This is a genomic window from Rhodococcus sp. no. 34 (assembly GCF_054589475.1).
Genome location: NZ_BAAILK010000021.1, coordinates 1 through 10767 on the forward strand (window position 1 = coordinate 1; position 10767 = coordinate 10767).

At 61.9% G+C, this 10767-nt stretch carries 5 protein-coding genes; 3 read left to right on the forward strand and 2 right to left on the reverse strand.

The window, feature by feature from the left end:
* Positions 1-5335 (reverse strand): amino acid adenylation domain-containing protein (locus ACYP01_RS05540; protein ID WP_459678867.1); only part of this gene is annotated, 5335 nt, incomplete at its 3' end.
* 259 nt (positions 5336-5594) lie between these two features.
* Between ACYP01_RS05540 and ACYP01_RS05545 the strand changes: the two genes are divergently transcribed.
* The 3 genes from ACYP01_RS05545 to ACYP01_RS05555 are packed head-to-tail and all read left to right on the forward strand — an operon-like array spanning position 5595 to position 10077.
* Positions 5595-6419, forward strand: a complete 825-nt coding sequence (locus ACYP01_RS05545) for an FAD binding domain-containing protein (protein ID WP_397525263.1) — start codon at positions 5595-5597, stop codon at positions 6417-6419.
* Entirely contained in the window at positions 6416-9109 is a 2694-nt protein-coding gene (locus ACYP01_RS05550) for a molybdopterin-dependent oxidoreductase (protein WP_459678868.1), read from the forward strand. The genes ACYP01_RS05545 and ACYP01_RS05550 overlap by 4 nt, the downstream gene beginning before the upstream one ends.
* On the forward strand, positions 9106-10077 hold the full coding sequence (locus tag ACYP01_RS05555) for an antibiotic biosynthesis monooxygenase (RefSeq protein ID WP_116056599.1): 972 nt from the start codon (positions 9106-9108) through the stop codon (positions 10075-10077). The genes ACYP01_RS05550 and ACYP01_RS05555 overlap by 4 nt, the downstream gene beginning before the upstream one ends.
* Positions 10078-10162: 85 nt before the next feature.
* On the opposite strand, the gene ACYP01_RS05560 is transcribed toward ACYP01_RS05555, so the two are convergent.
* A partial coding sequence (locus ACYP01_RS05560; RefSeq protein ID WP_459678869.1) for an HNH endonuclease signature motif containing protein occupies positions 10163-10767 on the reverse strand: 605 nt, incomplete at its 5' end.

Genomic DNA, 10767 nt, shown 5'->3' on the forward strand with positions numbered 1-10767 from the left:
CACCAGCAAACCGCCCATCCAACACATCCACCAACGTCAAACCCCCCACCACAACCCCCACACCATCCCAACCACCCACCACCAACCCACGCTCGGGCGCGCCCAAAATTTCCGTATCCCCTACTGGCACTGTTGGATCCGACACGACCGACCGGAGGAGGCGGACGAAACGCTCGCCGAACTCGGCGACTGTGGTGCGCTCGAAGATATCGGAGGCATAGGTGAAGGCGGCATCGAAACCCATGGGGACGCCGTCTTTGCCACGCTGCTCGGAGAGCGACAGTTGCAAGTCGAATTTGGCGACACCGACGTCGACTGGAACAACATCGACACCCAGTCCGGGTAGTTCGAGGTGGGGATTTGCGGTGTTCTGGAATTCCAACAGAACCTGGAAGAGCGGTGAGCGAGATGACGAACGCTCCGGCGCAACTGCATCGACGACTCGCTCGAACGGCACCTCGGCTTGCCCGAACGCTGCCAGATCGACTTCGCGAGTTCGTGAAAGGATCTCCTCGAAAGTCGCGGCGGTGTCAACGGTGATTCGCAGGACGACCGTGTTGACGAACATCCCGACCAGATCGTCGAGGACTTGCTCGGCGCGCCCTCCTACCGGAGTCCCGATCGCTATGTCCGGGGAGGCGCTCAGCCGTGCCAACAGAACCGCCAGCACTGCGTGCATCACCATGAACGGTGTCGTGTTGTGATTCCGAGCGAGTTCGAGGAGTTCACTGTGCACGTCTGCGGGCACCGAGAATCGGACCGATTCACCGCGCATGGATCGTTCCGCCGGTCTCGGTCGATCCAGCGGAAGGTCGATCACGTCAGGTAGACCGGCCAGGGTGGACGTCCAGTAGTCCAACTGCTTCGCCTGGAGCGTGTCCGGATCGGCGTCACTGCCGAGCAGTTCGATCTGCCATTGGCTGTAGTCGGCGTACTGCACAGGCAAGGGCGGCCAGTCCGGTGCCCGACCGGCAGCCCGCGCCGCGTAGGCGCGGGTCAGGTCGCGGGCCAGCGGCTCGAGAGATGCTCCATCCGCCGAAATATGGTGAACCACCAACGCGAGGACATGAACGTCCGGAGTGATTCGAAAAAGAGAGCCGCGCACGGGCACGTTCGCGCTCACGTCGAACCCCTCGCGAGCGAGATCGGCGATGCGCCTGTCCAAGGCTTCCTCGTCCACGGATACTTCCCACGCGATCTTCGACGTCACGCGTTCCGAAGGCACTACTACCTGATGTGGGCCGTCAACCGACGCCGGGTAGACGGTACGGAGCGATTCATGTCGATCGACAACATCTCCCACCGCGCGCTGAATCGCAGCGACATCCAAGGCACCTGACAGTCGGACCACCATCGGAATGTTGTAGGCCGGGGACGACGTGTCGAACTGATTGACGAACCACAGGCGTCGTTGTGCCACAGACACCGGAATCTTGTCCCTGTACCAATGTGCCTGCAGGATTGGACGCTTCGAACGCGTGCGATCAACGCGGGATGACTTCGCATCCCGCACGTGACGGGCCAATGATTCGATAGTCGGTGCTTCGAACAAAGTCCGCACCCCGAAATCGATTTCTTCAGCGACATTTACGCGAGCGATCAGCTTCGTGGCAATCAGTGAGTTCCCGCCCAGATCGAAGAAGTCGTCACCCGCACCCACCGTCTCGACGCCTAGAACATCGGCAAAAATCTCGGCGAGCACTAGTTCCTCAGCGCCCTCGGGCGGTCGAAAGTCGTCCGACCGAGCATCGAACCGAGGTGCAGGTAAGGCAGCGCGATCGACCTTTCCCGCCGGAGTTACCGGCAACTCTTCGAGTAGAACAAATGCCGCAGGAACCATGTACGACGGAACACGGCTCGCGACGTACCGCGTCAACTCGGCCGTCGAGAGCGCACTTCCGCCGGCAGGCACGACGTACGTGGTAATCATCGTTGTACCGGAGGGAGCCGCACGCGCCACGGTGACTGCATTCTCGACCTGCGGACACGACTGCACGACGCTGTCGATTTCCCCGAGCTCGATACGGAATCCGCGAACTTTCACCTGGAAATCGCTGCGACCGACGTACTCGAGTGCACGGCCACGGCGCCGCCGCACCAAGTCCCCCGTTCGATACATCCGCCGGCCCGGGAGACCGAACGGGTCGGCCACGAATCGTCCTGCGGTCAACGCATACTTCCGGTGATATCCACGTGCGAGCGCGTCTCCCGAGATGTACAGCTCGCCCACAACACCGTCGGGGACGGGGTGCAATCGCTGATCGAGCACGATCTCGTCGAAACCGCGGAGCGGACCGCCCACGGTGATGTACTCCGACGACACCATAGGCTCGCCGATGTTCGACATGACGGTGGTCTCGGTCGGCCCGTAGGCATTGCACAGCCGTCGGCCGGGAGCCCACCGCTGCACAAGATCCGGTGGACAGGCCTCACCACCGACCACCACGTCGCCGAAGTCCGAAAGGCCCTCGGGAGAAACTGTTCCGAGCGCCGCAGTAGTGACAAAACCATGCGTGACACGCTGGGATTCGAGGAAGTGAGACAGCTCGTCACCGCCGTAGATCGTGCTCGGTGCAATCACCATGGTCGCTCCGGCACCGAAAGCCAGCAGGTATTCGAAAATCGAGGCGTCGAAACTCGGGGTCGAGAAGTGCAATGTTCGCGCATCCTGGGTCGCACCGAACCGCGAACGCTGTTCGGCAGCAAGCGCTTCCAGTCCGCGATGCGAGACCGTCACCCCCTTGGGGAGTCCGGTGGAACCCGAAGTGTAGATCACGTATGCAGGATTGTCGGGCCGGATCGGGTGCACCCGATCGACATCGGAGATGGAGCGCACGGACAACCGTGCAAGTCGGCCACGGAACTCAGCGTCGTCGATTGCTATCCAGGAAATCGAATCCGGCAAACGATGAAGTTCGGAAACGACCGTGAGCCCCAGTACGGCGCCGGAATCGGTCAGCATGAAGCGAACACGTTCACCCGGATAGGTCGGATCCACCGGCACGAATGCCGCGCCGGCTTTGGTCACCGCCAACATCGCGACAACCGATTCGATCGAACGCGTCAAACCCAGCGCCACACTGTTTTCCGGACCGATGCCGCGGTCGATCAAGACTCGGGCCAACTCCGACGAACGCTCGTCGAGTTCTCGATACGTCAACTCGGCATCGAGATACGACAGGGCCACGCCGTCGGGGTGTGTGCGCGCCGCACCGTCGAACAGTTCGGCCAGGGTGCGGTGCGAAGCGCGAGGGTCACTGCGTACAGGCTGCATCGCGAATCGCTCGTCGTCGGACAAGATGTCGATGTCGCCGACCATCATTGTCGGATCTGTGGTGACGGATTCCAGGACGCGCGCGAACCGCAAACCGAGGCCACGTACCGTCTCGGCGTCGAACAGGTCGGTGGCAAACGCGAGCGTCACCGTGATTCCGGACGGCGTACCCACCTCGTCGAAAGTCTCGACTGCAGACACTCCGAGATCGAAGCGGCCGAGGTCGGGAGGGTGCTCGTCAGCGCTGGCGACGGACTCGAACGTCACCTGTATCACCGGCGCATACGCAGGTACATCCTCCACCTCGAGCGACTCCGCCACCTGCTCGAGCCGTATCCCACTGTGCGGCAGCGCATTACTTCGGACCTCGACGACACTGCCCAAGAGTGCCGTGAGCGGCGTCTCCAGATCGATGCGACTCCGGATGGCGACGATGTTCGCGTCGGATCCCGCGGGCGTACCGATCACAACATCCGAAGCACCGGACAACCGGCTCACCAGGAGAGCAAAGCTTGCATGTAAGACCGCACGAGTGTCCGTCCCGAGATCACTCGCCATCGCCGTGATCCGCGCGTGGGTGTCGGCGGCGATCGCGACCTCAACCCGTCCGTTCTCCAGCGATTGCGTTGCAGGCCTGGGTCGATCGAAGGGAAGTTGCAACAGTTCGGGCGCGCCGGTGAGCTCGTGTCTCCAATATTCGAGGTGCCGCACTTCGCGTTGTCGTCGCTCGCCCTCCCGGGCCGTCGGGCTGTGAATGTCTGCGAGCTCGGCACCGGAATCAGACGCGATCAACTCTTCCAGCAAGCCGACAAAATTCCGGTGGTGCTCGCGTAAACCCACCTCCTCGTATCGGATTGGGTTTGCCCGGAAGTCGACACGCAGCCTGTCGCCGCTCGGATACACGTTGACCAGAAGGTCGTCCACCGGCCCGGAGGTGACGATGTGATACTCCCCAACCACCTCGCCCAACTGCACGTCCTGGCGAAACAGCATGACGTTGACCATGGGCCCGGCATATGAGTCTTCGCCTTCCAGACCGCTCGTCACGCCTGCGTCCCGACGGATGTCGTCGAGGCTGCAGCGCTGGTGTCGCAATGCACCCATGAGCTCATGCTGGACCTGGGCGAAGAGTTCACCGACGGTGTCGACCGCTGCGACACGGATGAGCAGTGGCGTGACGTTCACCATCATGCCGCCCGAGTCCCGCAGCACCGCCGTAGTACGTCCGGACATCGGAACATGAATCTGGACAGTCTCTTTTGCCGTCATCCGCGCGAGGTACAACGCGAGCGCAGCGATGACCGGGGCAGCGTGGTTCTCGGATTCGTAGAGAAGGGCACAACTTCGGTCCGACATCAGTGTGCTTTCGAGTCGGCTCTCGGTTTGCGCGGGCCCAGAAGCCTCCGCCAGGCTGGATCCGGCGAGGGTGGTATTGCGCTCAGCCCAGTACTCCCGGTCGGCGGCGAATCGATCCGACATTCTGTACCGCTCGTCGATGTCGTACAGCGTGCGCAGTGTCGCGGCACGACTCGGCTGCGAGTCCTTTCTCGCCGCCGAGGCCGAGTACCGATGCGCAATGCGGTTCATCATGGTCATGGCGCCGAAACCGTCGAGCGCAACATGATGGATGCGGCTGTACCACAGATAGTGCGCGTCACCCACGCGCAGCACAGCGGTCGCGACGATTCCGTCGACTGCCAGGTCGAGCTGCGTCCGGCAATCTCGGCGCATCCACCCGAGGGCATCCTCGATCGGATCGGGGGACCCACGGAGGTCGACCAAACCGACCGAGATTTCGGCCTTCTCATCCACGTACTGCATCGGTTGACCGTCGATCTCGATCACTTTGAGCAAAGGAGATTGAAACTCGTATGCCACCGCTCGCGTTTCGCGATCCAGCAGTTCGACGTCGAGCTCGCCGCGCAGCTCCACGTAGTGCGCTATCAGAATCGGGACTTCGGGATCGAATTGCTGAGCGAACCAGGTTGCCCGTTGGGCGGCCGAGAGCGGAAAGAGCGTCTCATCAGAAGGGTCGGTCCGACTTACCTCGAAGGGTTTCACAGCGCCCCGCCCCGCATGATCTCCGCGGCCGCCGAGTGCGTAGCCGCGTCCGAATCAACAGCGCGAAAGCAAGAGGCTGATCGCGCCTCTCAAGCAGTCGTACCCAGAATCGGCAAGCGCATGCACCGCCCCACCAGTCGATGTCACGTACGTATCGCTCATGTTTCGCGTGCCCGATATGTACTAAAAGTGTGAATGTGTCTCGTCACCTCGGTAATGTCCCACTCCGAGAAGACACATCCCCGAGGGGAGCAGGCGCATGGACATCACCACCATTACCGACGTGATACGCCGACCACCGGATCGTCCAGGGGACGTGTGGCGTCCCGGCGACGCCTGGCTCGCGGGAGGAACGTGGCTGTTCTCAGCGGAACAACCCGACACCCGTCGACTCGTCGACCTCAACGCGCTCGGCTGGACATCACTGGAGGTCGGCGCGACTCATTTCGGTGTCGGGGCCACGTGCACCGTTGCCGAACTGTATGCGTTTGTCCCGCCGGACAATTGGCGTGCGAGTTCACTTATTCGCGTCAGCTGCGAGTACTTCCTCTCGTCTTTCAAGGTGTGGAATTCGGCAACCGTAGGCGGCAACATCTGTATGTCACTTCCAGCCGGACCGATGATCACCCTGGCAGTTGCACTCGAGGCTTCGTTCACACTATGGGCTACCGACGGAACAGTGAGGACCGTCGACGCGTGCGACTTCGTGACCGGTGACCATCAGAATGTCCTGGAGCCGGGCGAAGTCCTTCGGAGCATCGAGTTCCCGGTGCACTCACTCACCAAACGGCACGCCCACCGCCGCTTCAGTCTCACGCACCTCGGCCGTTCGACGATCTTCATGATCGCGACGCAGACTCCTGGCGCCGACGACTTTCACCTCACCATCACCGCCGGCACCACCCATCCGATCCGGCTGACGTTCGACACGATGCCGGACGAGCACTCTCTGCGACGAGCCGTCGACTCCATTTCGGCCGACAGTTGGTTCGACGATCCCAACGGAACCCCCGACCACCGCCTCCACCTCGCCCGCCACTACGCCGACGAGCTCCGAAACGAACTCACGGGGAGCCAGTCATGAGCTACACGGTGAACGACCGGCAGTTCCACGAGGAGCCGTTCCCGGGACAGTGTCTCCGGACGTTTCTTCGGCACCTCGGACACCACGGAGTGAAGAAGGGATGCGACGGCGGGGACTGCGGGGCGTGCACAGTGTGGCTCGACGGAACACCGATACACAGCTGCATCACGCCCGCCTTTCGCGCCGACGGTCGCGCGGTAACCACGATCGAGGGACTCGGCACGCCCGAAGATCTCCATCCGATTCAGCAGCAGTTCCGGGATGCACCCGGCTTTCAGTGTGGGTTCTGCACCGCCGGGATGATCATGACCTCGGCGGCGCTCACCGACGCGCAGAAAGAAGACTTGCCGCGAGCGCTCAAGGGAAACCTGTGCCGCTGCACCGGTTACCGATCCATCGAAGACGCGGTCAACGGTGTCGGTGCTGTCGAAGTTGCCCTCCCGGGACAGGCCGTCGGAACCAGCGTCGGGGCGCCGGCGGCCACCGACGTGGTGACCGGCCGAGCCGAATACACTATGGACACCGCCATCGACGGCATGCTGCACCTGAAAGTGCTGCACTCGCCGCACGCACATGCACGCATCACTTCCATCGACACCACCGAGGCGCTCGCCGTCCCCGGTGTCCATCGCGTCTACACCTGGAAAGACGTGCCGCGCAAGCTCTTCACCACGGCAATTCATACCGACCACCTTGTCGATCCGGACGACACCTACATTCTCGACAACGTCGTGCGGTTCGTGGGTCAGCGTGTAGTGGCCGTCCTCGCCGACTCCGTCGTCGCTGCGGAAGAAGGCCGTCGGAAGGTGAAGGTCGATTACGAGATCCTGCCTTCGGTGTTCGATCCGGAAGAGGCCATGGCCGACGGCGCTCCAGCCCTGCACGGATCCGACGATCCCTTTGTTCGGGATCCCGAGCACAACATCCTGCTCGAACTTCACGGTCATGTGGGCGACATCGAGGCCGGGTTCGCCGAGGCCGACGTCATCCACGAAGGCACCTACTTCTCGCCGCGGGTTCAGCATGCGTACCTCGAGACGCACGGTTCGATCTCCTGGATGGAAGACGGACGCCTTCACGTTCGCACAAGTTCGCAGTCCCCCTCCATCGCCAAGGTCAAACTCGCCCATCTCTTCGACCTCCGCCCGGATCATCTACGCGTGTTCTGCAAACGCGTGGGCGGCGGGTTCGGAGGAAAACAGGAAGTGATCAGCGAGGATCTGGTGGCGCTCGCCACCCTCGACACCGGTCGTCCCGTCTGCCTCGAGTTCACCCGAGAAGAAGAGTTCACCACCGCGTCGCCGCGTCATCCGATGAAGCTCACGATCAAGCTCGGTGCCAAGTCTGACGGAACCCTCACGGCATTTCAGTACCGAAACATCTCGAACACCGGTGCGTACGGAAACCACGGTGGAGAGACACTCTTTGCCGGCGGCGCGGCGGTCTCGCTCTACCGCTGCGCCAACAAGAAGTTCGATGCGTATTCCGTGTACACCAACAATGTTCCGAGCGGCGCTCTACGTGGGTACGGCATGACTCAGCCCGCTTTCGCCGTGGAATCGGCCATGACCGAATTGGCCATCGCGCTGGACATGGATCCGCTCGAACTGCGTCGACGCAATATCGTCCGACCGGGCGATTCGCTCGTCGCACTCGAAGACGGCCCAGACGACGTGATCTTCACCGAAGACGGACTGGGGCAATGCATCGATCTGATCGACGCCGCGTTGAAGCGCCAACCGGTTCCCTCGCTCGGAGCGGATTGGCTGATCGGCACCGGCACTGCCAGTTCGCTACACGAGACCGCGCCACCCACCGAGCACATTTCCGAGGCTTGGCTCACCCTCGGCGAAGACTGTGTATACGAACTTGCCATCGGCACAGTCGAATTCGGTGAGGGTACTTCTACCGCTCACGTGCAGATCGCCGCGAATCAGCTGGGCACAACACCGTCACGTGTACGAATCATTCAGTCGGACACCGACCGAACCGGTTTCGATACAGGCGCTTTCGCCAGCGCCGGCCTGTTTGTCGCTGGGAACGCGGTACTTCGCGCGTCGAATGCGCTCCGCGATCGCCTACTTGCCTTCGCCGCGCACCACACCGGCGTGTCGATTGACCAGTGCTCGATGGACGACGACAAGATCGTCTGCAGTAGTACTCGATTAACACTGCAAGAGATACTCGAGGCCGCACGCCCGCGCGGGATCCGATTCACCGAGGCGCGGAAGGCATACGGATCTCCGCGCAGCGTGGTGTCCAACACTCATGGCTTCCGGATTGCCGTCCATCGCATCACCGGCGAGATCCGCATTCTCTACAGCGTCCAAGCCACCGACGCTGGGGTGATCATCAATCCGGCGCAGGTGCGGGGACAGATCGAAGGTGGCGTCGCCCAGGGCATCGGCTTCGCACTCACCGAGAACTTCCACGTAGACGCAAACGGCGCGATGATGAACCCGAATCTACGTAACTACCGGATCCCGACATATGCAGATATCCCACGCACGGAGGTGATCCTCGTCGAGTCATCAGACTCCGTCGGCCCACTCCGCTCCAAGGGCATGGCGGAGTGCTGCATCAATCCGGTTGCCCCTGCATTGGCGAACGCACTGCAGGATGCAACCGGGTCACGATTCCGGTCACTACCGCTCACCCCGGAACGCATCTACTCAGGCCTGAACCGATGACCGCGAACACGTCGGCGGACAGCGCCGCGACGGTCATCATCGGCCAGCGGGTGCGTGCCGGACTGGAGAAAGAATTCGAGGTCTGGCAGAAAGATCTCAACCGAGCCGCCGCAGATTACGCGGGCTTCCTCGGGGCAGAAATCGCGGCTCCGACGCCCACCCAACCCGATTGGGTGATCGTGTACCGCTTCGACTCCATCGCTCATGTTCAAGCGTGGATCAACAGCGCGACGAGGCAGAACTACCTCGACAGCGGGCGTCAGTACTTCGACGGCCCGGCCACGCAGCAGGTAGTGAGCGGTGGGATCAGGCCTCCGGACCCACTGCTGACCGTCGTAGTGACGCACCGAGTCGGTGACGACAGCATCGACGAGTTCCTTGCCTGGCAGGATCGCCTTCGGGAGGTGGAGAGTGCTTTCGACGGATTCCGCGGCACCGAACTGTTCCGCCCCGTCGACGGTGTGCAGGATGAATGGACCCTGCTGTATCGCTTCGACAATGCTGCCCACCTCGATACGTGGCTGACTTCCCCTGAGCGACAACAACTCCTCGCCGAGGGCCGCAAGTTTCACGACTTCGAACTGCGAACCGTGGACAATTCGTTCGGCAGTTGGTTTGCCTTCGACGAGAACGGAAACGAGGCCCCTCCACCTTCGGAGACAAAAACCTCGATCGCGGTCTGGGTCGGTCTCTACCCGACTGTCGTCTTGCTTACTTTGGCGCTGTCACCGCTGAAGCTGCCACTCTGGCTCGGATTGTTGATCGGCAACCTGTTGTCGAGCTTCATCATGAGTTTCTTCACGATGCCGTACTACGTGAATCGACTCCTGCGCCGTTGGCTGCGTCCGCCTCCGGGGATTCCTGTCGCAAAAACCAACGCACAAGGGGTGGCAATCGTCGCCGCTGTGACCTTGTTCTGGGTTGTCGTCTTCTACCTCGTGACTACTCAGTTCTGGTCGCTGCCCTGAACTCTCCGGAACACGAAAAGCCAGCGCATGTAACGGGGCATGATTCTTCCCCGGTGCATACGCTGGCATTTTCAGTTATGTCCGTTCACGCGGCCGTTGGTGGGCTGTTCCCGCCGATCGGCTGCTGGAACGGATCGATCGACATCGGTGGATAGAACACCGATTTCCGATCCGGACCGATCTCCACCCGCCACTCCGTGTGATGCAGCGTCCGATGATGATGACCACACAACAGAATCAGATTATCGAGATCCGTTGGGCCACCATCACCCCAGTGAACAATATGATGAGCATCGCACCACCCCGACGGAGTCCCGCACCCCGGAAACGCACACCCACCATCCCGAACCGCCAACGCCCGCCGCTGCGGCACCGTCGCGGTCCTTGCTTCTTTGCCGCAGTCGAGCGGAACACCATTCTCATCCAACAAAATCCGGGTGACCGTGCAGTCGCAGGCCAACATCCGTGCGGTGTCGATGCTGATCGGGCCCACCCAATCCGTCCACGCGAACCCCAACTCCTCAGTGGACGGCAGGAGATCTTTCAGAACTTTAAGGTCCGTCATATCTTTTGCCGACGCGGTGACCGTGATGTGCGGTTTCACTCCGCCTTCGATCGGACCCAACCCCGCCCGCTCGTACCGCCGCAGTAGTTCGCAGAACCCGTCCGCCCGCCGCAGCGCCGGCGTAC

Coding starts and splice junctions, on each gene's coding strand:
- ACYP01_RS05545 (WP_397525263.1), top strand. CDS start 5,595: ATGGACATCACCACCATTACCGACGTGATACGCCGACCACCGGATCGT.
- ACYP01_RS05550 (WP_459678868.1), top strand. CDS start 6,416: ATGAGCTACACGGTGAACGACCGGCAGTTCCACGAGGAGCCGTTCCCG.
- ACYP01_RS05555 (WP_116056599.1), top strand. CDS start 9,106: ATGACCGCGAACACGTCGGCGGACAGCGCCGCGACGGTCATCATCGGC.